At 71.5% G+C, this 23,777-nt stretch carries 23 protein-coding genes; 12 read left to right on the plus strand and 11 right to left on the minus strand.

Annotated features, from left to right (window positions below):
• Position 1: 1 nt before the first annotated feature.
• Positions 2–796: a recombination regulator RecX gene (gene recX / locus E5082_RS17325; protein WP_135792163.1), complete on the plus strand. Its 795-nt coding sequence runs from the start codon at positions 2–4 to the stop codon at positions 794–796.
• A gap of 53 nt (positions 797–849) precedes the next feature.
• Here recX and E5082_RS17330 read toward each other — a convergent pair whose 3' ends face one another.
• The 8 genes from E5082_RS17330 to E5082_RS17360 all read right to left on the minus strand — a co-directional run bounded on the left by E5082_RS17330 (position 850) and on the right by E5082_RS17360 (position 7,348).
• The gene (locus E5082_RS17330) at positions 850–1,290 is read right to left on the minus strand and encodes a rhodanese-like domain-containing protein (RefSeq protein WP_229918873.1); all 441 of its coding nucleotides are present in this window, start codon (positions 1,288–1,290) and stop codon (positions 850–852) included.
• A complete protein-coding gene (locus E5082_RS17335) occupies positions 1,287–1,817 on the minus strand; it encodes a cupin domain-containing protein (RefSeq protein ID WP_229918872.1) in 531 nt (176 codons plus the stop codon). Before E5082_RS17335 ends, E5082_RS17330 begins: the two co-directional genes overlap by 4 nt.
• A gap of 67 nt (positions 1,818–1,884) precedes the next feature.
• A complete protein-coding gene (locus tag E5082_RS33575; protein WP_341869160.1) occupies positions 1,885–1,998 on the minus strand; it encodes a putative leader peptide in 114 nt (37 codons plus the stop codon).
• Positions 1,999–2,048: 50 nt separating this feature from the next.
• Positions 2,049–3,668: an FAD-dependent monooxygenase gene (locus tag E5082_RS17340; protein WP_135792494.1), complete on the minus strand. Its 1,620-nt coding sequence runs from the start codon at positions 3,666–3,668 to the stop codon at positions 2,049–2,051.
• A gap of 234 nt (positions 3,669–3,902) precedes the next feature.
• Entirely contained in the window at positions 3,903–4,805 is a 903-nt protein-coding gene (locus tag E5082_RS17345; protein ID WP_135792165.1) for an amino acid ABC transporter permease, read from the minus strand.
• Positions 4,802–5,467, minus strand: a complete 666-nt coding sequence (locus E5082_RS17350) for an amino acid ABC transporter permease (RefSeq protein WP_135792166.1) — start codon at positions 5,465–5,467, stop codon at positions 4,802–4,804. Before E5082_RS17350 ends, E5082_RS17345 begins: the two co-directional genes overlap by 4 nt.
• Positions 5,468–5,597: 130 nt before the next feature.
• The gene (locus tag E5082_RS17355) at positions 5,598–6,428 is read right to left on the minus strand and encodes a glutamate ABC transporter substrate-binding protein (protein WP_135792167.1); all 831 of its coding nucleotides are present in this window, start codon (positions 6,426–6,428) and stop codon (positions 5,598–5,600) included.
• Between the two features lie 143 nt (positions 6,429–6,571).
• Positions 6,572–7,348, minus strand: a complete 777-nt coding sequence (locus E5082_RS17360; RefSeq protein WP_135792168.1) for an amino acid ABC transporter ATP-binding protein — start codon at positions 7,346–7,348, stop codon at positions 6,572–6,574.
• A gap of 292 nt (positions 7,349–7,640) precedes the next feature.
• On the opposite strand from E5082_RS17360, the gene E5082_RS17365 reads away from it, so the two are divergent.
• Positions 7,641–8,330 carry a response regulator transcription factor gene (locus tag E5082_RS17365; protein WP_135792169.1) on the plus strand — a complete coding sequence of 230 codons (690 nt, stop codon included), beginning with the start codon at positions 7,641–7,643 and terminating at the stop codon, positions 8,328–8,330.
• A 9-nt stretch (positions 8,331–8,339) separates the two neighbouring features.
• Positions 8,340–9,761: a sensor histidine kinase gene (locus tag E5082_RS17370; RefSeq protein ID WP_135792170.1), complete on the plus strand. Its 1,422-nt coding sequence runs from the start codon at positions 8,340–8,342 to the stop codon at positions 9,759–9,761.
• On the opposite strand, the gene E5082_RS17375 is transcribed toward E5082_RS17370, so the two are convergent.
• The gene (locus E5082_RS17375) at positions 9,751–10,767 is read right to left on the minus strand and encodes a TAXI family TRAP transporter solute-binding subunit (protein ID WP_135792171.1); all 1,017 of its coding nucleotides are present in this window, start codon (positions 10,765–10,767) and stop codon (positions 9,751–9,753) included. The genes E5082_RS17370 and E5082_RS17375 overlap by 11 nt on opposite strands.
• Before the next feature lie 121 nt (positions 10,768–10,888).
• Here E5082_RS17375 and E5082_RS17380 point away from each other — a divergent pair, with 121 nt between their 5' ends.
• The 3 genes from E5082_RS17380 (at position 10,889) to E5082_RS17390 (ending at position 13,668) form a co-directional block, all read left to right on the plus strand.
• Positions 10,889–11,293 carry a pyrophosphohydrolase domain-containing protein gene (locus E5082_RS17380; RefSeq protein ID WP_135792172.1) on the plus strand — a complete coding sequence of 135 codons (405 nt, stop codon included), beginning with the start codon at positions 10,889–10,891 and terminating at the stop codon, positions 11,291–11,293.
• 77 nt (positions 11,294–11,370) lie between these two features.
• On the plus strand, positions 11,371–12,897 hold the full coding sequence (gene miaB, locus E5082_RS17385) for a tRNA (N6-isopentenyl adenosine(37)-C2)-methylthiotransferase MiaB (RefSeq protein ID WP_135792173.1): 1,527 nt from the start codon (positions 11,371–11,373) through the stop codon (positions 12,895–12,897).
• 69 nt (positions 12,898–12,966) lie between these two features.
• The gene (locus tag E5082_RS17390; RefSeq protein ID WP_135792174.1) at positions 12,967–13,668 is read left to right on the plus strand and encodes a class III extradiol ring-cleavage dioxygenase family protein; all 702 of its coding nucleotides are present in this window, start codon (positions 12,967–12,969) and stop codon (positions 13,666–13,668) included.
• On the opposite strand, the gene E5082_RS17395 is transcribed toward E5082_RS17390, so the two are convergent.
• The gene (locus E5082_RS17395) at positions 13,665–13,928 is read right to left on the minus strand and encodes an antitoxin (protein ID WP_135792175.1); all 264 of its coding nucleotides are present in this window, start codon (positions 13,926–13,928) and stop codon (positions 13,665–13,667) included. The two genes, E5082_RS17390 and E5082_RS17395, sit on opposite strands and share 4 nt — an antisense overlap.
• A gap of 181 nt (positions 13,929–14,109) precedes the next feature.
• Between E5082_RS17395 and miaA the strand changes: the two genes are divergently transcribed.
• The 6 genes from miaA to hflX all read left to right on the plus strand — a co-directional run bounded on the left by miaA (position 14,110) and on the right by hflX (position 22,266).
• Positions 14,110–15,048, plus strand: a complete 939-nt coding sequence (gene miaA, locus E5082_RS17400; RefSeq protein WP_135792176.1) for a tRNA (adenosine(37)-N6)-dimethylallyltransferase MiaA — start codon at positions 14,110–14,112, stop codon at positions 15,046–15,048.
• Between the two features lie 107 nt (positions 15,049–15,155).
• Positions 15,156–15,656 carry a hypothetical protein gene (locus E5082_RS17405; protein WP_135792495.1) on the plus strand — a complete coding sequence of 167 codons (501 nt, stop codon included), beginning with the start codon at positions 15,156–15,158 and terminating at the stop codon, positions 15,654–15,656.
• A 51-nt stretch (positions 15,657–15,707) separates the two neighbouring features.
• Positions 15,708–16,589 carry a diaminopimelate epimerase gene (dapF, locus tag E5082_RS17410; protein ID WP_135792177.1) on the plus strand — a complete coding sequence of 294 codons (882 nt, stop codon included), beginning with the start codon at positions 15,708–15,710 and terminating at the stop codon, positions 16,587–16,589.
• A 284-nt stretch (positions 16,590–16,873) separates the two neighbouring features.
• Positions 16,874–19,012 carry a RelA/SpoT family protein gene (locus tag E5082_RS17415; protein ID WP_135792178.1) on the plus strand — a complete coding sequence of 713 codons (2,139 nt, stop codon included), beginning with the start codon at positions 16,874–16,876 and terminating at the stop codon, positions 19,010–19,012.
• A gap of 69 nt (positions 19,013–19,081) precedes the next feature.
• Positions 19,082–20,590, plus strand: coding sequence for a M1 family metallopeptidase (locus tag E5082_RS17420; protein WP_135792179.1), 1,509 nt, complete (start codon positions 19,082–19,084; stop codon positions 20,588–20,590).
• Between the two features lie 185 nt (positions 20,591–20,775).
• The gene (gene hflX / locus E5082_RS17425) at positions 20,776–22,266 is read left to right on the plus strand and encodes a GTPase HflX (protein ID WP_135792180.1); all 1,491 of its coding nucleotides are present in this window, start codon (positions 20,776–20,778) and stop codon (positions 22,264–22,266) included.
• Between the two features lie 83 nt (positions 22,267–22,349).
• Here the strand turns inward: hflX and E5082_RS17430 are convergent, their stop codons facing one another.
• The gene (locus E5082_RS17430) at positions 22,350–23,573 is read right to left on the minus strand and encodes a trypsin-like serine peptidase (RefSeq protein WP_190045297.1); all 1,224 of its coding nucleotides are present in this window, start codon (positions 23,571–23,573) and stop codon (positions 22,350–22,352) included.
• Between the last annotated feature and the right edge of the window lie 204 nt (positions 23,574–23,777).

The raw sequence follows: 23,777 nt of genomic DNA on the forward strand, positions 1-23,777 counted from the left end.
CGTGACGCGACGAACCGACTGGGCCGAGTACGACCACTCCGCGTCCGGTGCCCCACGGGGGAGGGGCATCGGACGCGACCCGGCCACGGCCGGGCCCGGTGACGACGCGGACGGACTCGAGGACAGCCACCCGGCACCACGCCGGTCCGGGTGGGACGGCACAGGCTCGGAGGGGTCCCACGGGGGCGGCTCCTCCCGGCGCGGCCGTCGGCGGCGCGGCTTCGGGGAGCCCGCCGGCACGGACGAGGACACCCCGCGCCCGTCGAGGGCCGGGCAAGGGGTGTCCTCCACGGAGGCGGACCCGGCCGAGAAGGCGCGGAACATCTGTCTGCGCCTGCTCACCGGAACCCCGCGCACCCGCAAGCAGCTCGCGGACGCCCTGCGCAAGCGGGAGATCCCGGACGAGGTCGCCGAAGAGGTGCTGTCGCGGTTCGAGGAGGTCGGACTGATCAACGACAGTGCCTTCGCGGACGCCTGGGTGGAGTCGCGGCACCACGGCCGGGGGCTGGCCCGTCGCGCCCTCGCCCGTGAACTGCGCACCAAGGGCGTCGACTCGGCGCTGATCGACGAGGCAGTGGGACAGCTCGACTCCGAGCAGGAGGAGTCGACCGCCCGCGAGCTGGTGGACCGCAAGCTGCGTGCCACCCGTGGGCTCGACCGGGACAAACGGCTCCGCCGCCTCGCCGGGATGCTCGCCCGCAAGGGGTATCCCGAGGGCATGGCCCTCCGCGTCGTCCGTCAGGCGCTGGAGGAAGAGGGCGAGGACACGGAGTTCCTGGCGGAGGACGGATTCTGAGGGTCGGCCAGGAGGGTCCGCTCAGGGCGCCTAGCCCCGAGCGGACGTAGTGCTCAGGCCACCGGCTCCACCGGCTCCACCGGCTCCACCGGCTCCACCGGCAGCCCCGCCGCGCGCCACGCCTGGAAGCCGCCCACCAGGTCGGTCGCGCGGCGCAGGCCGAGCTGGTGCAGGGAGGCGGCCGCCAGGCTGGACGCGTAGCCCTCGTTGCAGATGATCACGACCCGCAGATCGTGCCCGGTGGCCTCCGGCACCCGGTGGCTGCCCTGCGGATCGAGCCGCCACTCCAGCTCGTTGCGCTCGATCACCAGGGCACCAGGGATCAGCCCGTCCCGGTCGCGCAGGGCCGCGTACCGGATGTCGACCAGCAGGGCCTCGCCGTCGCGGGCCGCCTCGTGCGCCGCTCGCGGCTCGATGCGCCGGTAGCCGGAGCGGACCCGTTCCAGCAGCTCGTCGATGCCGACCGGACGCAGCGCGTCGCTGTCGCCGCTCACTGCCAGTCCTCCGGGCGCTCGACCTGCTCCAGCCGGAGCACCTGGCCAGTACGGCTGTAGCGGCGGATGCGCGGCAGCGGCGGGTAGTAGGCGTGGACCGAAACGGCGTGCCGGTCGGGGGAGTCGTTGAACACCTCGTGCACATGGTGCCGGCCGAAGGCACGGCCCTGACCGGCGCCGAGGCGCCGTTCGCGGTCGACGTCCCCGATGAGTTCCAGGGTCCGCCAGCCGTCGGTGGGCAGCCGGGCGGCCAGTGAGTTCTCGTGCAGCTCGCCGGACGCGGTGAGGAAGGCGCCGACCGAGTCCGCGTGGTCGTGCCAGCCGGTGCCGGTGCCGGGCGGCCAGCCGATCAGCCACGCCTCGCTGCCGCCCGGCCCCTCCAGCCGCAGCCAGGTGCGGCCCTCGGGGTCGAGCGGGAGGGAGGCGATCAGTTCCGCGTCGGCGGCGGCGCGCCGGAGGAAGTCGAGCAGCTCGGCCTGGCTCGGGGCCGAGGTGGGCGTGGGGGAGGTGAGGGGGGAGACAGACACGTGCACCGTCCTGAAGAGAGTTCGCCGAACGGGCGCGCGACGGCGCCCGGAGAAGGGGGATGCGAATTCAGCAGGACGGACGACACACGCAGCCCGCGTAGCGGAGCAGGTCCATATGGACCCTCCGCCACAGGCATACATGGGTGTCGGTCACGATTCGGAGTACAACATGCCGCCGCACTCCGGTCAATCGGTCCTCATCATGTGGACAGCGAGGGGCCGCGCCCGAGGTCAGCGGGCCCCCGAACCGGCCTCCGCCTCCTCCTTCAGAGCGTCCTCCAGCGGCACCGCGCCCCCGAGCGCGGCCTCCCCCGCCGCGTACAGATCGGCGGGCCGTACCCCGCTGAGCGCGGTGACCAGATGGCCGTCCGGGCGGATCAGGAGCACGCTGTGCGCCGGGGCTCCCGGATAGCTCTCCGCGACCAGCAGCTCCGCCCGGTGCGGCAGCGCGGTCACCGCGGCCGCCAGCCGGGGCATGACCCCGGCGGACATCCAGTGCTTGCGGTCCCACACCCCTGTACCGGGCGCGATCAGGACGACGAGCAGCGCCCCCCGGCCCAGCCGGTCGCGCAGCCGTACGAAGGAACCGTCCTCCGCCGTGACCCGTACATCGGTGACAGGCGCGCCCGGCTCGGTGTCGACCGGGATCTCGCCCTCCAGGTAGCGGGGCGCGAGCGGCGAGGCGGCGTACGCCCCCGGCTCGCCGAGCGCACCGCGCCCCAGGTGACCGTCCGTCATCAGGGTGTCGTGATTGCGGGACGCGCCGGGGATGTAGCCGCGCAGTCCGCCGCCGCCGCGCAGCACCGGGAGCAGTTGGTCGGCGGCGCGCAGCCGGGCGGCGACCACCGCGCGCCGCTCGGCCTGATAGCTGTCGAGCAGCGCCTCGTGCGCGCCGTGGTGCCAGGCGACGGCCAGCTTCCAGGCGAGGTTGTCGGCGTCCCGCAACCCCTCGTCGAGGCCCTGGGTGCCGAGCGCGCCCAGCAGGTGGGCGGCGTCCCCGGCGAGGAAGACCCGGCCGGAGCGCCACCGGCGGGCCAGCCGGTGATGGACGGCGTGCACACCGGTGTCGACGAGGTCGTAGGCCGGGACAGCGCCTCCGGTCCAGCCCGCGAGAGTCTTGCGGACGTTGCTCACCATGAACTCGGGCGTGATCAGGTCCTTGCTGGCCGGCAGCAGCCAGTCCAGGCGCCAGGTGCTGTCCGGCAGCGGGCGGGCGCTGACCTCAGTGGAGGGATGACCGGACGACCGCCACGGCGGCATCCGGTGCAGCAACGCACTGCCTTCCCACGGGAGTTCGACGCGCAGGGTGGCGACCGCGTGCCGCTCCACCGCCGTTCGGCCGGGGAAGCGGATGTCCATCAGTTTGCGGACCGTGGAGCGGGGGCCGTCGCAGCCGACCAGATGACTGCCGCGCCACCAGGTGCCCCGCGGGCCGCGGGTGTGCGCGGTGACGCCGGAGCGCTCCTGTTCGAGGGAGTCGAGACGGCTGTCCAGGGCGACCTCGATCAGCGGTTCGGCGTCGGCGGCCGCGCGCAGGGCGGCGGTGAGGACGTGCTGTTCGACGTGGAGCGGCGCGGGGTCGCCGGCCGCGAACGCGATCTCGCCCACCACCTGCCTGCGTCGCTGCGAGCGCCAGCCGCTCCAGCGCAGCCCCAGGGCACCGGCCCGTACCGTGGTCAGCCGCTCCAGGAGTGCCGCGGTGTCCTCGCGCAGTACGACGGTGCGCGCCGGCCGGGGCTCGTCCTTGCCGCCGGTCTCGTCGAGGACGACGGACGGCACCTCCTGGCGGGCCAGCGCCAGGGCGAGCGTGAGCCCGACGGGCCCCGCTCCGACGATGATCACCGGGTCCACGGCGTGGCGCCCCCTGCCCATGACGATGCCTCGACGAACACGCGGGAACAGGAAGGTGAAGCGGGGTGCACGATCACAGAACGTATGCAACCCATTGGCAGAGTATGCGTCAAGTGACCGGGGCCCGTGGCGATCACTCCACCAGGATCGGGCACGGAGCCCAGGACCGCAATGGGGGGCCGGGACGGCGCTTGCACGCCGTCCCGGCCCCCCAGGGGCACGTCTGAGCAGGTGTCAGCCGGTCTTGCCGGCAGGCGCCGAGCCGCCGACCTCACCCGCGTTGAGGTCCTCGACCGTGCCGGCCCCGAGCACCGCGCCGGTACCGCGCGTGCTGCGGCGCAGCCGGCCCTCCAGCCAGGAGGCGAAGGAGGTGAGCAGGAAGTTCAGCACGATGTAGAGGACCGCCACCACGGCGAAGCTCTGGATGACGTTGGCGTAGTTGGCCGCCAGGGTGCTGCGGGCGTTGAGCAGGTCGGTGAACTGGAGCATGACACCGCCGAGCGCCGTGTCCTTCACGATCACCACCAGCTGGCTGACGATGGCCGGGAGCATCGCGGTGACGGCCTGCGGCAGCAGGATGCCCGCCATCGTCTGGCCCTTGCGCAACCCGATGGCGTACGCGGCCTCCGTCTGCCCCTTCGGCAGCGAGAGGATGCCCGCCCGGACGACCTCGGCGAGCACCGAGGCGTTGTAGAGCACCAGGCCGGTGATGACGGCGTACAACGGCCGGGAGTCGCTGGGGATGTCGGTGGAGCGGACGTAGAACTCACCGGCGAACAGCATCAGCAGCAGCACCGGGATGGCGCGGAAGAACTCCACGACCACGCCGGCCGGTATGCGCACCCAGCGGTGGTCGGACATCCGGGCTATGCCGAATATCGCTCCCAGGGGCAGCGCGATCACCATGGAGAGCGCGGCGGCCTTCAGGGTGTTGCCGAGACCGGGCAGCAGATAGGTGGTCCACGCCTCGCTGGTGGTGAAGGGCTTCCACAGCGCCCACGCCCACTGGCCCTTGTCGTCCAGCTTCATCGCGGCCCACCACAGCACCAGGCCGAGCAGGACGAAGAAGACCACCGAGAGGACGACGTTGCGCGTCCGGGCGCGGGGGCCGGGCGTGTCGTAGAGGACGGAACTCATCGCTTCACCGCCAGTCGCTTGCCGAGCCAGCCCAGCAGGAGGCCGGTCGGCAGGGTCAGTACCACGAAGCCGAGGGCGAAGACGGCGCCGATGGCCACGGTCTGGGCCTCGTTCTCGATCATCGTCTTCATCAGGGTGGCGGCTTCGGCCACGCCGATGGCGGCCGCCACCGTGGTGTTCTTGGTCAGGGCGATCAGGACGTTGGCCAGCGGGCCGATGACGGAGCGCAACGCCTGCGGCAGCACGATCAGCCGCAGCGTCTGGGAGAAGCTCAGCCCGATGGCGCGGGCCGCCTCGGCCTGCCCGAGCGGCACCGTGTTGATGCCGGAGCGGATCGCCTCGCACACGAACGCCGCCGTGTAGGCGATCAGTCCGAGCACGGCCAGCCGGAAGCCCTGGATCTTGAAGTCCTCGGCGCCCATGGTGACGCCGAAGATGTCGGCGAGGCCGAGCGAGGTGAACAGGATGATGATCGTCAGCGGGATGTTCCGCACGATGTTGACGTAGGCGGTGCCGAACCCGCGCATCAGCGGGACAGGGCTGACCCGCATGCCGGCCAGCAGGATGCCCCAGACGAGGGAGCCGACGCCGGAGAAGACGGTGAGCTGCACCGTCGTCCAGAACGCCCCCAGGACGTCGTAGCCTTCAAGAAAGTCGAACACGTTCTCCCGCGCTTCCGGGTGTGTGGCCTACGGGGTGGTCGGGGCGCGCCGCCGTCCGGGAAGCGGTGGACGGCGGCGCGGGCCGTGGACCGTGCGGAGCCCGCCAGGTCCTCGCGTTGTGGAGCCGGGACTACTTGACGATGTCGCCGATCTTCGGGGCGGGCTCGTTCTTGTACTGGGCCGGCCCGAAGTTCTTCTCGACGGCCTTGTCCCACGACTTGTCGGCGACCATCTGCTCCAGCGCCTTGTTGATCTTGTCGACGGTCGCGGAGTCGCCCTTCTTGACGCCGATGCCGTAGTTCTCGTTGCTGAGCTTCAGACCCGTGAGCTGGAACTGGCCCTTGTACTTGTCCTGCGCGGCGAAGCCCGCGAGGATCGAGTCGTCCGTGGTCAGCGCGTCCACGGCGCCGCTCTGGAGACCGGCGACGCACTCCGAGTAGCCGGACAGGGGACGCAGGTTGGCCTTCGGGGCGATCGTCTTCTGGACGTTCTGCGCCGAGGTCGAACCGGTCACGGAACACAGCTTCTTGCTGTTGAGATCCGTGCCCTTGGTGATGTCGGAGCCCTTCTTCACCAGCAGGTCCTGGTGGGCCAGCAGGTACGGGCCGGCGAAGTCCACCTTCTGCTTGCGCTCGTCCGTGATGGAGTAGGTGGCCGCGATGAACTTGACGTCGCCGCGCTGGAGGGCGTTCTCGCGGTCGGCGCTCTTGGTCTCGACCCACTCGATCTGCTTCGGCTGGTAGCCGAGCTTCTTGGCGACGTAGGTGGCGACGTCCACGTCGAAACCGGAGAAGGAGCCGTCGGGCTGCTTCAGACCGAGACCCGGCTGGTCGAACTTGATGCCGATCTTGATCTTCTTGCCGCCCGAGGCGTCGTCCTTCTTGTCGCCGCCGCACGCGGTGACGGACACGGCGAGCGCGAGCACGACGGCGGAGGCGGCTGTGACCTTGCGGAGCTTCATGGTGGACATCCTTTGCGTGATGCGTGACGGAGCGAACGTGAGAAAGAGCGCGAGGACGCGGGCCGCCGCGCGGACGGCACCGGGCCGCCCGGAGATCCGGACGGCCGGGACTGCACGGTCGGTGCGGGAGCCCGGCCCGGGGCTCAGTGGTGCAGGATCTTGGACAGGAAGTCCTTGGCCCGGTCGCTGCGCGGATTGCTGAAGAACTGCTCGGGGGCGGCCTGTTCGATGATCCGGCCGTCCGCCATGAAGACCACGCGGTTGGCGGCCGAGCGGGCGAAGCCCATCTCGTGGGTGACGACGACCATCGTCATGCCCTCGCGGGCCAATTGCTGCATGACCTCGAGGACTTCGTTGATCATCTCGGGGTCCAGGGCCGACGTGGGCTCGTCGAAGAGCATCACCTTCGGGTCCATCGCCAGCGCCCGCGCGATGGCCACGCGCTGCTGCTGGCCGCCGGACAGCTGTGCCGGGTACTTGTCGGCCTGGCTGCCGACGCCGACCCGGTCGAGCAGGGCGCGCGCCTGCTCCTCGGCCTTCTTCTTGTCCGTCTTGCGGACCTTGAGCTGGCCCAGCATCACGTTCTCGAGCACGGTCTTGTGCGCGAAGAGGTTGAAGGACTGGAACACCATCCCGACGTCCGCCCGCAGGCGGGCCAGCGCCTTGCCCTCCTGGGGCAGCGGCTTGCCGTCGATGGTGATGCTGCCGGAGTCGATCGTCTCCAGACGGTTGATGGTGCGGCACAGGGTCGACTTGCCGGACCCGGACGGCCCGATGACCACGACGACCTCGCCGCGGCCGATCGTCAGGTCGATCTCCTGGAGCACATGCAACGCGCCGAAGTGCTTGTTGACGCTCTTCAGGACGACCAGGTCGTCGGACGCGGCCACGTCTTCCTTGGCCACCGCTACTTCGGTCATCGCTCTCGGGCTCCGTCCTCCTCGGTTTCGGTGGACAGTAGTGACGACCCCGCGTCGGCGTCACCACATCTGAGGTGAATCTGAGCATCACGATCCGATAGCAATCGGACACGTGTCGTAGCACTTGCCTTCTGTGCGCGTATCGGCCGGATAACGGAAGGCCCGGGCAACCGGAACGCTCTTGACTGCGTCGTCCTTCATCGGCGTCACTGCATGGTGCACACGCGCGCACCATCGGTACACACCCGAGAAGAACCCAGACCGGACGAACGCTGAATTGAAGGGGGCCGGGATGAGACTGCTGCTCGTCGAGGACGACAACCACGTCGCCGCGGCCCTCTCCGCGGTCCTCGCCCGGCACGGCTTCGACGTCACCCACGCCCGCAGCGGCGAGGAGGCGCTCCAGGCGCTCGTCCCCGAGGGCCCCGGCTTCGGCGTGATCCTGCTCGACCTCGGTCTGCCCGACCAGGACGGCTACGAGGTCTGCGGCAAGATCCGCAAGCGCACCGGCACCCCGGTCATCATGGTCACCGCCCGCTCCGACATCCGCTCCCGTATCCACGGGCTCAACCTGGGCGCCGACGACTACGTGGTGAAGCCGTACGACACCGGTGAACTCCTCGCCCGCATCCATGCCGTCAGCCGCCGCACCGTCCCCGAGGACGCCGTGACCGGCGACGACAGCACCGCCCTGCTGCTCGGCACGGTCCGCATCGAACTGCCCACCCGGCAGGTCAGCGTGGCCGGGGCCGCCGTCGCGCTGACCCGCAAGGAGTTCGACCTGCTGGCGCTGCTCGCCCAGCGGCCCGGCGTGGTCTTCCGGCGGGAGCAGATCATCAGCGAGGTGTGGCGCACCAGCTGGGAAGGGACCGGGCGCACGCTGGAGGTGCACGTGGCGTCGCTGCGCGCCAAGCTGCGCATGCCCGCGCTGATCGAGACCGTGCGCGGGGTCGGTTACCGGCTCGTCGCCCCGGCCGGATAGCGGGGCCGGGTGCGCACACGGCTCCTGCCGCTGCTCATCGTGCTGATGGCGGCCGTGCTCCTCGCGCTCGGCGTACCGCTCGCCGTCAGCGTGGCCGCGGCCGAGCAGCAGCGCGTCATCGTGGACCGGATAGACGACACCGCGCGCTTCGCCGCGCTCGCCCAGTTCGTCACCGACACCCCGAGCGGCAGCCGCTCCACCGCCCCCGACGAGCGCCTCCGGACCCTCCACCGTGAGCTGGAGAGCTACCACGACGTCTACGACATTCGTGCCGGTGTCTTCTACAGCGACCGCTCCGCCATGGTCAACGCACCCGGCGACTGGTTGGTACCGCAGGAGGGGGCGGTCCGGGCGGCCTTCGAGGAGGCGCTGCTCAGCCGCCGCAGCCACGACCCCGGCCAGGTGTGGCCCTGGCAGCGGTCCCGGCTCGTGGTCGCCTCGCCGGTCATCCGGGACGGGGACGTGGTGGCGGTCGTCGTCACCGACTCGCCCACCGAGCAGATGCGGTGGCGGGTGCTGCGCGGCTGGGCGCTGATCGCGGCCGGGGAGATAGCGGCGATGCTCCTCGCGGTGGGCGCGGCGCTGCGGCTGACCGGCTGGGTGCTCCGGCCGGTGCGCATCCTGGACGCCACCACCCACGACATCGCCACCGGGCGTCTGAAGTCGCGTGTCGCGGTCGGCGGCGGGCCGCCCGAACTGCGGCGGCTGGCAAGGTCGTTCAACGAGATGGCGGACAACGTCGAGGACGTGCTGGAGCAGCAGCGCGCCTTTGTCGCGGATGCTTCCCATCAACTGCGCAACCCCCTTTCGGCTCTGTTGCTGCGGATCGAACTGCTCTCCCTCGAACTCCCCCAGGGCAACGAGGAGATCGCGTCCGTGCGCACCGAGGGCAAGCGGCTGGCCCAGGTGCTGGACGACCTGCTCGACCTGGCGCTGGCCGAGCACGCCGAGACCGAGGCCCGGCTGACCGACATCGGCGCACTGGCCGAGGAACGGGTCGCCGCCTGGACGCCGACCGCCGAGGCCAAGGGCGTCCGGCTGGTCGGCGACTGCCCGCCCACGACCGCCTGGGCCGACGCGATCTCCCTGTCCAGCGCGCTGGACGCGGTGATCGACAACGCGGTCAAGTTCACTCCCGAGCACGGCACGGTCGAGGTCGGTGTCCTGGCGAGCGGAGACACCACCACCATCCAGGTCACCGACACCGGGCCGGGCCTGACCGACGACGAACTCGAGCGCGTGGGCGACCGGTTCTGGCGCAGCGGACGCCATCAGAACATCAAGGGCTCAGGACTCGGCCTGTCCATCACCCGCGCCCTGCTCGCCGCGACGGGCTGCTCCATCTCCTACGGCCACCACGAGCCCGAGGGCCTGCGGGTCACCGTCACCCTGCCCCGGCACGCCCCCGCCTCCGGCCCCGTCAGGGCTTGACGGAGCGGTAGTAGCGGCGGGCGCCGGTGTGCAGGGGGAGCGGGTCGGTGTAGATGGCGGTGCGCAGATCCACGCGCTGTGCGGAGTGCACGTGCTTGCCTATCTCGTCCCGGCTCTTGATCACGATGCGGGTTATCCACTCCGTGAGCCTCGGGTCCAGGTCCGAGCGCGTCATCAGCAGGTTGGACACCGCGATGGTGGCCACCGTGGAGCCGCCCTGGACGAGCGGATACGCGGACTCGGGCATGTTGGTGGCGCGGTAGTAGCGCGCCGGCTCCCCTTCGGCGTGCAACTGGGAGACGAGCTTCCCCTCTATCGGTATGAACCGGAACCCCGACTTGTCCGCCAGTTCGGTCAGCCCGCCGGTCGGCAGGCCCCCGGACCAGAAGAAGGCGTCGATGTCGTGGTCAGCCAGCATGTCCGGACCGGTGTCGATCCCCGCGGACACCGGGACGATGTCCTTCTCCGGGTCGATCCCGGCGGCCTTTAGCACCCCGTTCGCGATCAGCCGCACACCGGAGTTGGGCAGGCCGGTGGCCACCCGCTTGTCCCGGAGGTCGGCGACGCTGTCGATCTTGGCGCCGGGCGCCACGACGAGCTGCACATAGTCGTCGTAGAGCCGGGCCACCCCGCGCAGCCGGTGCTCGGCGGGGTGCGCCTGCTGGTACGTCTTCACCGCGTCGGCCGCCGCGATGGTGAAGTCGGCCTTGCCGGACGCCACCCGCTGCACGTTCTCTTGCGAACCGGCGCTGCTGGTGAGCTTCACGGTCAGACCCGGCATGTCCTTCGCCAACTCGTTGCGCAGACGGCGGCCGTATTCCTCGTACACCCCGCGGGTGCCGCCGGTGCTGAACACGATCGTCCCGCTCGGCGGCTTCTCGCCGAGCGGTGCCAGCCACCAGAGCAGCAGGCCGAGCACCACGACTCCCACGCCCGACGCCCACAGCAAGCGGCGCCGGCCGGGCAGCCGGGCGGAGATCTCGGCGAACGGGAACACCTTGGACATGCCGGCGATCCTGCCAGGCCGGAAGCGGCCGGACCAGGGCTGTGGACAACCGCGCGACCGTCTCTCTGGCCGCCTGTGGACAAGCGGCGGGGGTGTCGGAGGCGGCGGTTACAGTCGCCGCATGAGCACTTCTCCCGCCCGTCTCGTCAGCGAGTTCCACCGCGCCTTCGGTCTCGACGCCCGCGCCGTACCCACCGAGATCAGTCCCGAACTCGCCGCGCACCGAGGGGAACTGCTCGCCGAGGAGGCCGCGGAGGTGGCCGAGGTCTCGGTCACCGGCCCCCTCGACCACCTCGCGCAGGAACTGGCGGACGTGGTCTACGTCGCCTACGGCACCGCCCTGGTCCACGGCATCGACCTCGACGAGGTCATCGCCGAGATCCACCGCGCCAACATGAGCAAGGTCGGGCCGTCCGGCGAGATCAGCCGCCGCGAGGACGGCAAGGTCCTGAAGGGCGACCACTACCGGGCGCCCGACGTGTCGGCGGTGCTGCGCCGCCAGGGATGGACCCCGGCCGAGCACTGACGGCCCGGCTGTGTCCCCGGCCACGGGCCGCCGGGAGGGGGGACGGAGGGCGTCCGGGGACCGCCTACCCTTGACCCATGACCACCAGCAGCGACCGGAGCCCGGCAGTGGACGTTCGAGAAGCCAAGACGTACGAGGTGCGCACCTACGGGTGCCAGATGAACGTCCACGACTCCGAGCGATTGTCCGGGCTGCTCGAGGACGCCGGTTACGTACGGGCGCCCGAGGGTTCGGACGGGGACGCCGACGTGGTCGTGTTCAACACGTGCGCGGTCCGCGAGAACGCGGACAACCGGCTCTACGGCAACCTCGGCCGGCTCGCGCCGCGCAAGGTGTCGCGCCCCGGGATGCAGATCGCGGTCGGCGGCTGTCTCGCCCAGAAGGACCGCGACACCATCGTGAAGCGGGCGCCCTGGGTCGACGTCGTCTTCGGTACGCACAACATCGGCAAGCTGCCCGTCCTGCTGGAGCGCGCCCGCGTCCAGGAGGAGGCGCAGGTCGAGATCGCCGAGTCGCTGGAGGCGTTCCCTTCCACCCTGCCGACCCGGCGCGAGAGCGCGTACGCGGCCTGGGTGTCGATCTCCGTCGGCTGCAACAACACCTGCACCTTCTGTATCGTCCCGGCGCTGCGCGGCAAGGAGAAGGACCGCAGGACCGGCGACATCCTCGCCGAGATCGAGGCGCTGGTGGCCGAGGGCGTCAGCGAGATCACCCTGCTCGGGCAGAACGTCAACGCCTACGGCTCGGACATCGGTGACCGCGAGGCGTTCAGCAAGCTGCTGCGGGCCTGCGGAAAGATCGAGGGCCTGGAGCGCGTCCGCTTCACCTCCCCCCACCCCCGCGACTTCACCGACGACGTGATCGCCGCCATGGCCGAGACGCCGAACGTGATGCCGCAGCTCCACATGCCGCTCCAGTCCGGCTCGGACTCCGTCCTGAAGGCGATGCGCCGCTCGTACCGGCAGGAGCGGTACCTCGGCATCATCGAGAAGGTCCGCACCGCCATCCCGCACGCGGCCATCACCACCGACATCATCGTGGGCTTCCCCGGCGAGACCGAGGAGGACTTCGAGCAGACCATGCAGGTGGTCCGCGAGGCCCGCTTCGCCCAGGCGTTCACCTTCCAGTACTCCAAGCGTCCCGGCACCCCCGCCGCGACCATGGAGGGGCAGATCCCCAAGGAGGTCGTGCAGGCGCGCTACGAGCGCCTCGTCGCCCTCCAGGAGGAGATCTCCTGGGAGGAGAACAAGAAGCAGGTCGGCCGCACCCTGGAGCTGATGGTCGCCGAGGGCGAGGGCCGCAAGGACGGCGCCACGCACCGCCTCTCCGGCCGCGCCCCCGACAACCGTCTGGTCCACTTCACCAAGCCGGACGAGGAGGTGCGCCCCGGCGACGTCGTCACCGTCGAGGTGACCTACGCCGCGCCGCACCACCTGCTCGCCGAGGGCCCCGTCCTCGCCGTGCGCCGCACGCGCGCGGGCGACGCCTGGGAGAAGCGCAACGCGGCCGAGACCACGGAGAAGGCCGGCGTCATGCTCGGCCTGCCGAAGATCGGTGTCCCCGCGCCGCTGCCGGCCGCCACGAGCGGCTGCGGCTGCGACTGACCCTTACCGCGCCTCGCCTCCGGTCCACGGCACGGGCCGGCCGGGGGTGAGGCGGTTACGCTGCCGATCATGCTTGTCGCAGCCGCCGTCTGCCCCTGTCCCCCGCTGCTCGTCCCCGAGGTCGCCGCGGGTGCCGCGCCCGAGCTGGACGCCGCCCGAGCCGCCTGCGCGGAGGCGCTCGGTGTGCTCGCCGCCGGCCGCCCCGACCGCTTGGTGGTCCTCGGCCCCGCCGAGGAGGGCGGGCACTACCCGCAGGGCACTCGGGGTTCCTTCCAGGACTTCGGCGTCGATCTGGCTGTGAGACTAGGCCCCGGGGACGCGCCCGGTCCGGAACTGCCCGCTTCTCTGGCCGTCGCCGCGTGGCTGCTGGCCCGGACCGGCTGGACGGACGTACCGGTCGAGGGAGTGGCCGTGGACGCCGATCTCCCCGCCGACCAGTGCGCCCGACTCGGAGCGGAGATCGCTGGGGGGAACGACCGGATCGCTTTGCTCGTGATGGGCGACGGCAGCGCCTCCCGCACGGTCAAGGCCCCCGGCTATCTCGACGACCGCGCGGCCCCCTTCGACGCCGAGGCCGCCCGCGCCCTGGGCACTGCCGACCTCGCGGCCCTCGCCGCACTCGACACCGGCCTGGCCCGCGCACTCCATGCGTCCGGCCGCGCCCCCTGGCAGGTCCTCGCCGCGGCGGCCGAGGACGCGGGCCTGGACGGCACCCTGCTGTACGACGAGGCGCCGTACGGCGTCGGCTACCTCGTCGCCGCCTGGAGCTAGCTCTTCGGCGGAGTCCGGGGTGGGGTCTGCGGGCCCTCGCCGGGCTTCCGGCCCTCCTGGCCGAGGCGGTCCACCGCTTCCTTCGCCTTGTCCGTACCGGCGTGGATCTTGTCGGTGTACTTGCCCTTGGTCCGCTGGTCGACCAGCTGCGCGGCCTTGTCGAGACCGTCCTGCACCGCGTCGCCGTGCTGCCGGGCCAGGTCCGTCACCTTGTCCTTGGCCGGGCCGAGCGCTGCCTTCACATTGTCGAACAGACCCATGATCCACCTTCCGGAACAGCCCAAATGCGCGTGATGCGGCGCTTGTGAGTGACGCTACCCCGCCCCAAGCGGCGTCACACCATGCGTCCGCCCAGGTCACGCCCGTAACCCCTGACCGCGTAACCGCACGTCATTCGCCGTCGGCCACCGGCGGGCCCGCGACGTTTGCGAGACTGGTGCGGTGAGCAGTGCATCCCCCGCCCCCCGTGTCATCGCCGTCGTCGGCCCCACCGCGGCCGGAAAGTCCGACCTCGGCGTCTTCCTGGCCCAGCAGCTCGGCGGCGAGGTCATCAACGCCGACTCGATGCAGCTCTACCGGGGGATGGACATCGGCACCGCCAAGCTCACCCCCGAGGAACGCGGCGGAATCCCACACCATCTGCTCGACATCTGGGACGTGACGGTCGCCGCCTCCGTCGCCGAGTACCAGAAGCTGGCCCGCGCCCGCATCGACGCCCTCCTCGCCGAGGGCCGCTGGCCGATCCTGGTCGGCGGCTCAGGACTGTACGTGCGCGGCGCCGTCGACAACCTGGAGTTCCCCGGCACCGACCCCGAGGTCCGGGGCCGCCTTGAGGACGAGCTGGCCCTGCGCGGCCCCGGCGCCCTGCACGCGCGCCTCGCCGCCGCCGACCCCGAGGCCGCGCGCGCCATCCTGCCCAGCAACGGCCGCCGCATCGTCCGCGCTCTGGAGGTCATCGAGATCACCGGGCGCCCCTTCACGGCCAACCTCCCCGGCCACGACTCGGTCTACGACACCCTCCAGATCGGCGTCGACGTCGCCCGCCCCGAGCTGGACGAGCGCATCGCGCGCCGCGTCGACCTCATGTGGGAGGCCGGGCTCGTGGACGAGGTGCGCGCGCTGGAGGCCCGGGGGCTGCGCGAGGGCCGTACCGCGTCCCGCGCGCTCGGGTACCAGCAGGTGCTCAACGCGCTCGCCGGAGAGTGCACCGAGGAGGAGGCGCGCGTGGAGACCGTGCGTACCACCAAGCGCTTCGCACGCCGCCAGGACACGTGGTTCCGGCGCGACCCCAGGGTCCACTGGCTCAGCGGGGCCGCGGCGGACCGCGGGGAACTTCCGGGGCGGGCGCTGACGTTGGTCGAACGACCGGTCACAGCCTGATCACGTCCTGGCATCGGGATGCGCCACCGGTCAGCCCGGCCTCCGGCGCCGTGCCATCATCGAGCTTCGATCGACCAGTGAAGTCCTAGTTGGGAGGGCGCGTGGCGATGGAGGCCAGCCCTCGTGACACCGCAGCAGGCACCGAGCACATCACCACCGACGGTGACGAGCCCGGCGCCGAGGACCGTCTGACCGACGACGGCCCGGACGACATCCCGATCGTGGTCGTCGCCGACGGACCGACGCCCGAGGAGATGTTCGCGGGCGGCCCCGAGGTCGAGGTCGAACTGCGCCCGCAGCGACGGCTGCGCATCTGGCAGCTCGCGCCCATCGTGGGTCTGGCCGCGCTCGGCTCGCTGATGTTCGCCTTCCCGCTCGCCTTCGACTTCGGCGACAGCGGCGCGGTCATCGCCATGCTGGGCCTGCTGATCTGCTCCTGCGCCGCCGGCTGGGGCATGATGGCCGCCCGCCGCGTCGGCTACACCTGGCCCGGCCTGCCCCCGCGCGGCTCCGGCCGCCGCGCCGACTGGCGCGTCGCCCTCTCCTACGCGCTGCTCGTGGGCGTCGTCGCGGTCCTGGCGGTATGGCGGGTCGCCCGCCTGCGCTAGCGCCCCCGGCTGTCCTCGGACGGTGTCCGGGACACCCCGTAGGATCGAGGGATGAGCACGCGGATCGCATTCCTCAAGGGTCACGGCACCGAGAACGACTTCGTGATCGTGCCCGACCCCGAGAACGCCCTCGACCTGACGCCCGCCGCCGTGGCCGCGCTCTGCGACCGCCGGGCCGGCATCGGCGGCGACGGGGTGCTGCACGTGGTGCGCTCCGCCGCGCACCCCGAGGCCCGTGACATGGCCGGCGAGGCCGAGTGGTTCATGGACTACCGCAACGGGGACGGCTCGGTCGCCGAGATGTGCGGCAACGGGGTCCGTGTGTTCGCGCGCTACCTCCAGCACGCCGGACATGTGGGCGAAGGCGACCTCACGGTCGCCACGCGCGGAGGCGTGAAGCGCGTCCACATCGCCAAGGACGACGCCGGCGCCGGAGACGTCACCGTCGGCATGGGCCGGGCCCGCCTGCCCGAGGGCGAGGTCACGGTCAGCGTCGGCGCGCGGAGCTGGCCCGCGCGGAACGTGAACATGGGCAACCCGCACGCCGTCGCCTTCGTGGACGACCTCGCGCACGCCGGTGACCTGCACACCGAGCCGCCGGTCGGGCCGGAGGGCGCCTACCCGGAGGGCGTCAACGTGGAGTTCGTCGTCGACCGGGCCCCCGGACACGTCGCCATGCGCGTGCACGAGCGCGGCTCCGGGGAGACCCGCTCGTGCGGCACGGGCGCGTGCGCCGTCGCGGTGGCCGCCGCCCGGCGCGACGGCGCCGACCCAGCCGTCACCGGCACCCCGGCGACGTACGCCGTGGACGTGCCCGGCGGCCGGCTGGTCATCACCGAACGACCGGATGGTGAGATCGAGATGACGGGTCCCGCCGTGATCGTCGCCGAGGGCGAGATCGACGCAGAGTGGCTGGAAAACGCGGCCCGCTGACCTGGACGAACCGTTTCCCGGCGGCTCTGTACGCCGGGGACCAGCCGTTCTCCGACAGCGAGGCCGTTCGAAACCGCGGCCGACGGGAGGGCGCGTGGCTCAAAATCTAAACCTCCGTTCCGTCGCTCGAATGGGTGATCCGTTTCACGCTGGCCGAGAGGCGGTCGGGAGCACGTGATGGGCTCGATAGCATCAAGCACCGGCACGGACGGGGGAACGTCGCCAACCCTGAGCCGCGTATGCCCTTCGGGCCCCGTCCGCCGGTACACGAGCCGGAGGTGCCCATGAGTGCGGAGGCCACGAACCCTGCGAGCCCAGGCCCGGTAGCGCCCTCGGCGCCCGCGGTGGCCCGCAGGAAGTCCCGGCCGCGGATCGATCTGCGCAGGCTGGGCCGGGCCGCGCTGCTCGGCCCCGCCGTCCGGAGCAAGCTGCCCGACGCCATCGGACACATCGCCGAGGCCCACCGCGCCCACCACCCCGACGCCGACCTCGACCCGCTGCGCCGTGCCTACCTCCTGGCGGAGACCTCCCACCGCGGCCAGATGCGCAAGAGCGGCGAGCCGTACATCACCCACCCCCTCGCGGTCACCCTGATCCTCGCCGAACTCGGCGCCGAGACCACCACGCTGACCGCCTCCCTCCTCCACGACACCGTCGAGGACACCGACGTGACGCTCGACCAGGTCGGGGAGGAGTTCGGGGAGGAGGTCCGCTACCTCGTCGACGGCGTGACCAAGCTGGAGAAGGTCGACTACGGCGCCGCCGCCGAGCCGGAGACCTTCCGCAAGATGCTCGTCGCCACCGGCAACGACGTCCGCGTGATGTCGATCAAACTCGCCGACCGGCTGCACAACATGCGCACCCTCGGCGTGATGCGCCCCGAGAAACAGGCGCGGATCGCCAAGGTCACCCGTGACGTCCTCATCCCGCTCGCCGAACGCCTCGGTGTCCAGGCCCTGAAGACCGAGCTGGAGGACCTCGTCTTCGCCATCCTCCACCCCGAGGAATACGCCCGCACCAGCGAACTCATCGCACAGAACGCCGCCGGGGGAGACCCGCTCGCCGAGGTCGCCGACGAGGTGCGCGCGGTGCTCCGCGAGGCCGACATCCCGGCCGAGGTCCTCATCCGCCCCCGCCACTTCGTCTCCGTCCACCGCGTCTCCCGCAAGCGCGGCCCGCTGCGCGGCACCGACTTCGGCCGTCTGCTGGTGCTGGTGAACGAGGACGCGGACTGTTACGCCGTCCTCGGTGAACTGCACACCTGTCTCACCCCGGTGGTCTCGGAGTTCAAGGACTTCATCGCCGTACCGAAGTTCAACCTCTACCAGTCGCTGCACACCGCCGTGGCCCGCCCGGACGGCCAGGTCGTCGAGGTTCTCATCCGCACCCACCGCATGCACCAGGCCGCCGAGGCCGGGGTGATCGCCCTCGGCAACCCCTACGCCCCGCCCGCCGAGGAACAGAGCGCCGGTCTCGACGGCGAGCGGGCCGACCCCACCCGCCCCGGCTGGCTGTCCCGCCTCCTCGACTGGCAGCGCGGCGCCCCCGACCCCGCCACCTTCTGGTCCACCCTGCGCGACGACCTCGCCCAGGACCGCGAGATCACCGTCGTCCGGCCCGACGGCGGCACCCTGGGCCTCCCCGAGGGCGCCACCTGCGTCGACGCCGCCTATGCCCAGTACGGCGACGATGCCCACGCCTGCATCGGCGCCCGCGTCAACGGCCGTCTGGCCGCCCTCGGCACAGTCCTGCGCGACGGCGACACCGTGCAGCTCCTCATGGGCCAGGACCCGGCCTCCGAACCCTCCCGCGAGTGGCTGGAGCACGCCCACACCCCGGCCGCCCGCATCGCCATCCAGCGCTGGCTCGCGGCCCACCCCGGCGCCGACGCCCGCGCCTCGGACACCGCCGACAGCACCGCTGACAGCACCGGAGGCAGCCGCCCCGCCAGCAGCGCCCCCGCCGCGCGCCCCCGCGGCGCCGACGTGCTGCTGGACCGGCCGGGCGGCCCGGTGCGCCTGGCCGGCTGCTGCACGCCCGTGCCGCCCGACGACATCGTCGGCTTCGCCGTGCGCGGGGGAGCGGTGACCGTGCACCGGGTGGAGTGCTCCATGGTCGAGGACATGAAGGGCCGGGGGCGCGAGGAGATCGCCGTGCGCTGGGGGGACACCACCGCGTGCCGGGTCACCCTGGTCGCCGAATCGTTCAGCCGTCCCCATCTGCTCGCCGACCTCACCGAGGCGATCGCCGTGGAGGGTGCCGAGATCGTCTCCGCCACCGTGGAGTCCCCCAGCCAGCAGCGGGTCCGCCACACCTACACCCTCCAGCTCCCCGACGCCGCCGAACTGCCCGCCCTGATGCGGGCGATGCGGGACGTGCCCGGCGTGTACGACGTCAGCCGGGCCCAGGCGCCCGCCGCCTGACCGACCCGATCGGGTGGGCCTGGCGCGCGCCGTCGCCACCCGGCGGCCGGGCGCTGGTAGCGGTGGGGCATGCTGCTCACTCGCCCCGCGCGCTCGCACCCCGCACTCCGGTTCCTCCGGCGCCCGAAGGCGGCCCTGCTCGCCTCGGCCGTCACGGTCTGTCTCGTCGCCGCCGGAGCCCCCGCCGAACCGCTGGGCGTCGGCGACCGGATCTTCCCGGAGCTGGGCAACCCCGGCTACGACGTGGCCGCTTACGACCTCGCCTTCACCTACCCCGGCAGCAACGACAAGCCGCTCAAGGCCGTCACCACCATCGACGCCCGGCTCACCGACTCACTGAAGCGGATCAACCTCGACTTCGCGCACGGCACCGTCGACTCCGTCGAGGTCGACGGCCGCAGGGCCGCCTTCACCAGTGCCGGTGAGGACCTCGTCGTCACCCCGGACCACGCGCTGCCGCTCGGCAGCGTCACCCGGATCACCGTGCGGCACACCAGCGACCCCGTCGCCGCCGACGGCCAGGACGGGGGCTGGGTGCGGACCACCGACGGGCTCGCCATGGCCAACCAGGCCGATGCCGCGCACCTGGTCTTCCCGTGCAACGACCATCCGTCCGACAAGGCGATGTTCACCTTCCACGTCACCGCCCCGAACGGCTACACCGCCGTCGCCAACGGCCTGCCGACGGGCGCGGTCAAGGCAGGCGGCTCCACCACCTGGAGCTATCGCTCCCAGCACCCGATGGCCACCGAACTCGCCCAAGTGTCCATCGGCCACTCCGCCGTCGTCCGGCGCACGGGCCCGCACGGCCTGCCGCTGCGCGACGTGGTGCCCGCCGCCGACAAGAAGGAACTGGAGCCCTGGCTCGCTAAAACACCGGACCAGATCGCGTGGGTGGAGAGCAAGATCGGCCCCTACCCGTTCGAGACCTACGGCGTGCTGATGGCGCAGGCCAGCACCGGGTTCGAGCTGGAGACGCAGACCCTGTCGCTGTTCGAGAAGGACATCTTCACCGAGCCGGCCTACCCCAAGTGGTACATCGAGTCGGTCATGGTCCACGAGCTGTCCCACCAGTGGTTCGGCGACAGCGTCAGCCCCCGTACCTGGTCCGACGTCTGGCTGAACGAGGGCCACGCCACCTGGTACGAGGCCCTCTACGCGGAGGAGAAGGCGGACCGCCCCCTTCAGGACCGCATGAAGGCCGCCTACGGAGCCTCCGACCGCTGGCGCGCCGCCGGCGGTCCGCCCGCCATGCCCAAGCCGCCCGCCCCCGGGCAGAAGATCGGCATCTTCCGCCCCAACATCTACGACGGCGCCGCCCTGGTGCTCTTCGCCCTGCGCCAGGAGATCGGCAAGGACGCCTTCGAGCGGCTGGAGAAGGTGTGGGTCCAGGAGAACCGGGACACCAGCGTCGGCACCGCCGACTTCGTCCGTCTCGCCTCCGCCATCGGCGGCCGTGACCTGACCGGCTTCTTCCAGGACTGGTTGTACGGCGAGAAGACCCCGCCCATGCCCGGCCACCCGGACTGGAAGCAGGTCCCGCCGCCCGCACCCTCGAACCCGGCCAGGAAGCGCTGACCCCCGGTGCCCGGGTGATAACCCGATGACGCGGTACTCCGCGCCGTGCGACCATCTTCCGGTCGGCGCGGCGCACGGGAATCTCCCGGAGCACGCCCGCGTTGCACCTCATGAACACCGGTCCCTCGCCGACCTCCCGGTCGATCGACCGCCGGACCGGTCCTCCCCATCGACGTAAGGAACCAATGACCTCCTCTTCTTCCCCTTCACAGGACGCCAAGCGCCTCGCGCACGCCTATCCCGAAGGTCTTCGGGCCGATGCCCTGATGGAAGAGGACGTCGCCTGGAAGCACGACATCGACGGCGAGCGTGACGGCGACCAGTTCGACCGCTCCGAGCGCGCGGCCCTGCGCCGGGTGGCGGGGCTGTCCACCGAGCTGGAGGACGTCACCGAGGTCGAGTACCGCCAGCTCCGCCTGGAGCGGGTCGTGCTCGTCGGAGTGTGGACCACCGGCACCGCCCAGGACGCGGACAACTCCCTCGCGGAGCTGGCCGCCCTCGCGGAGACGGCGGGCGCCCTCGTGCTCGACGGCGTCATCCAGCGCCGCGACAAGCCCGACGCGGCCACCTACATCGGCTCCGGCAAGGCTCTGGAGCTGCGGGACGTGGTGATGGAGACCGGCGCGGACACCGTCATCTGTGACGGTGAGCTGAGCCCCGGCCAGCTCATCCAGCTCGAGGACGTCGTCAAGGTCAAGGTCATCGACCGTACGGCCCTGATCCTGGACATCTTCGCCCAGCACGCCAAGTCCCGTGAGGGCAAGGCGCAGGTCGCGCTCGCGCAGATGCAGTACATGCTGCCGCGACTGCGCGGCTGGGGTCAGTCGCTGTCCCGGCAGATGGGTGGCGGCCGCGGCGGCCTGGCCACCCGTGGTCCCGGTGAGACCAAGATCGAGACCGACCGGCGCCGCATCCGCGAGAAGATGGCGAAGATGCGCCGGGAGATCGCGGAGATGAAGACCGGCCGCGAGATCAAGCGCCAGGAGCGCCGTCGCAACAAGGTGCCCTCCGTCGCCATCGCCGGTTACACCAACGCCGGCAAGTCCTCCCTGCTCAACCGCCTCACGGGCGCGGGGGTCCTGGTGGAGAACGCCCTGTTCGCCACCCTGGACCCGACCGTCCGCCGCGCGGAGACCCCGAGCGGCCGGCTGTACACGCTGGCCGACACCGTGGGCTTCGTCCGGCACCTGCCGCACCACCTGGTCGAGGCGTTCCGCTCCACCATGGAGGAGGTCGGCGACTCCGACCTCATCCTGCACGTGGTGGACGGTTCGCACCCGGTGCCGGAGGAGCAGCTCGCCGCCGTGCGCGAGGTGATCCGGGAGGTCGGCGCGACCGACGTCCCCGAGATCGTCGTGATCAACAAGGCGGACGCGGCCGATCCGCTGGTGCTCCAGCGGCTGCTGCGGGTCGAGAAGCGGTCCATCGCCGTCTCGGCGCGCACTGGCCAGGGCCTGGAGGAGCTGCTCGCCCTGATCGACGAGGAGCTGCCCCGTCCCTCGGTCGAGGTCGAGGCGCTCGTGCCCTACACGCAGGGCAAGCTGGTCGCCCGCGCGCACACCGAGGGCGAGGTGCTCTCCGAGGAGCACACCGCCGAGGGCACCCTGATCAAGGTCCGGGTGCACGCGGAGCTGGCGGCCGACCTGGCCCCGTACACGCCCACCGCGACCGCCTGACCGGCTCTTCCGCCGGAGCACGAAGAGGCCCGCCGTTCCCTCGCGAGAGGGGGCGGCGGGCCTTCGTCATGGGTGCGGGGCGGCTACCGGTTCGCGAACTTCCTGCTCACCGAGTCGTACAGGCCCTTGGCGACCTCGCCGAGCCGGGGACCAGCCAGCCAGCCCGAGGAGGCCGGGCCGATCGAGGTGTTGGAGACCAGCGTGGGCTTGCCGTCGGCGCCCTGCTCCACCCAGCCGCCACCGGAGGAACCGCCGGTCATGGTGCAGCCGATGCGGTACATCGTCGGGTCCGCCTTGGTGATCGACAGCCTGCCGGGCTTGTCCTGGCACTGGTACAGCAACTGGCCGTTGTACGGCTCCGCCGCCGGGTAGCCGCTCGCGGTGACCGCGCTCACCTCGGTCGCGGCGGGAGCGGCGAAGTCCACCGGCAGCGCGCCGCCGACCGTCTCCTCCAGCGACTTGCCCCCGTTGCCCTGCTCCGGCGTCACATGGATCACCGCGAAGTCGTAGGAGGCGCCATTGCCGCCGGTCTCACCGCCACCGTCGATCCACTGCTGCGAGGTCTTGGCCGCGTCGGCCCACCAGACACCGTACGGCGCGACCTGCGCGCGGGAGGCACCCTCCATCTGCGAGGAGGACAGGCTCTGGTTGTTGTACGACGGCACGAAGGCGATGTTCCGGTACCAGCCGCCCTTCTTGCCCGCGTGCACACAGTGGCCGGCCGTCCAGATCAGGTTGGACTTGCCCGGGTGGGCGGGGTCCTCGACGACCGTGGCCGAGCAGACCATCGTGCCCTTGGGGGAGTCGAAGAACACCTTGCCGGAGGTGGCCGCGTTGGTGTGGTACGGCGGGCGGACCGCCTTGGCCTGCACCGGCTGCGGCTCGGGGTCGGTCACGCCCTGGTCGCCGGAGAGGTCGTTGTCGTCGACCCGCTTGGCCGGGTCGTCGGCGCCCCGCATCCGGTCCTTGTCCCACAGACCGTTGATGATCGGGTTGATGAAGTCGTTCGCCTCGCGCAGCCAGTCGTCCCGGTCCCAGTTCTTCCAGGCGCCGTCCTTCCACTTGTCCATGTCGATGCCGTGCTGGCGGAGCTTGTCCTGGAGGTCCTGCGGGACGCGGACCTTCCCGTCCGAGCCCCGGGCGGTGGAGGACGAGCTGCCGCCGGCGTTGTCGTCACCGGCTCCGTCGCAGGCGGTGGCGGTCAGCGCCAGCGCCGAGGCGAGGGCGACGGCCGCCAGCACGCGGGAGGTCCTGCGGGGCGTACCCCTTCCTCGGCGGGCGGTGGACGACGGCCGTATGGAGTGCATGGTGGTGACTCTCCCTGTGGTGAAGGAACTTGACGCCTCGGCCCGGTACCGGCATCCAACTCGCTGCGGAACGGCGCCGGTTCCCCGGACTTCCGGGACGGGACCACACACTATGCGTTCGCTGTAGGTGACTTCCGACGGAACCGCAACGGTTACGTCACGGCAAGGATCTTGGAGCAACCCGTAACCACGCGGCCGGTCGGC

The sequence above is a fragment of the Streptomyces griseoluteus genome (assembly GCF_004784465.1).
Lineage (GTDB): Bacteria > Actinomycetota > Actinomycetes > Streptomycetales > Streptomycetaceae > Streptomyces > Streptomyces griseoluteus.

Bases quoted from the DNA above. Each gene is read 5' to 3' on its own strand.
- E5082_RS17365 (WP_135792169.1), top strand. From the start codon at position 7,641: ATGAGACTGCTGCTCGTCGAGGACGACAACCACGTCGCCGCGGCCCTC.
- hflX (WP_135792180.1), top strand. From the start codon at position 20,776: ATGACCTCCTCTTCTTCCCCTTCACAGGACGCCAAGCGCCTCGCGCAC.
- miaB (WP_135792173.1), top strand. From the start codon at position 11,371: ATGACCACCAGCAGCGACCGGAGCCCGGCAGTGGACGTTCGAGAAGCC.
- E5082_RS17415 (WP_135792178.1), top strand. From the start codon at position 16,874: ATGAGTGCGGAGGCCACGAACCCTGCGAGCCCAGGCCCGGTAGCGCCC.
- E5082_RS17405 (WP_135792495.1), top strand. From the start codon at position 15,156: ATGGAGGCCAGCCCTCGTGACACCGCAGCAGGCACCGAGCACATCACC.
- E5082_RS17390 (WP_135792174.1), top strand. From the start codon at position 12,967: ATGCTTGTCGCAGCCGCCGTCTGCCCCTGTCCCCCGCTGCTCGTCCCC.
- E5082_RS17420 (WP_135792179.1), top strand. From the start codon at position 19,082: ATGCTGCTCACTCGCCCCGCGCGCTCGCACCCCGCACTCCGGTTCCTC.
- E5082_RS17355 (WP_135792167.1), bottom strand. From the start codon at position 6,428: ATGAAGCTCCGCAAGGTCACAGCCGCCTCCGCCGTCGTGCTCGCGCTC.
- E5082_RS17380 (WP_135792172.1), top strand. From the start codon at position 10,889: ATGAGCACTTCTCCCGCCCGTCTCGTCAGCGAGTTCCACCGCGCCTTC.
- E5082_RS17430 (WP_190045297.1), bottom strand. From the start codon at position 23,573: ATGCACTCCATACGGCCGTCGTCCACCGCCCGCCGAGGAAGGGGTACG.
- E5082_RS17395 (WP_135792175.1), bottom strand. From the start codon at position 13,928: ATGGGTCTGTTCGACAATGTGAAGGCAGCGCTCGGCCCGGCCAAGGAC.
- E5082_RS17360 (WP_135792168.1), bottom strand. From the start codon at position 7,348: ATGACCGAAGTAGCGGTGGCCAAGGAAGACGTGGCCGCGTCCGACGAC.
- dapF (WP_135792177.1), top strand. From the start codon at position 15,708: ATGAGCACGCGGATCGCATTCCTCAAGGGTCACGGCACCGAGAACGAC.
- E5082_RS17375 (WP_135792171.1), bottom strand. From the start codon at position 10,767: ATGTCCAAGGTGTTCCCGTTCGCCGAGATCTCCGCCCGGCTGCCCGGC.
- E5082_RS17345 (WP_135792165.1), bottom strand. From the start codon at position 4,805: ATGAGTTCCGTCCTCTACGACACGCCCGGCCCCCGCGCCCGGACGCGC.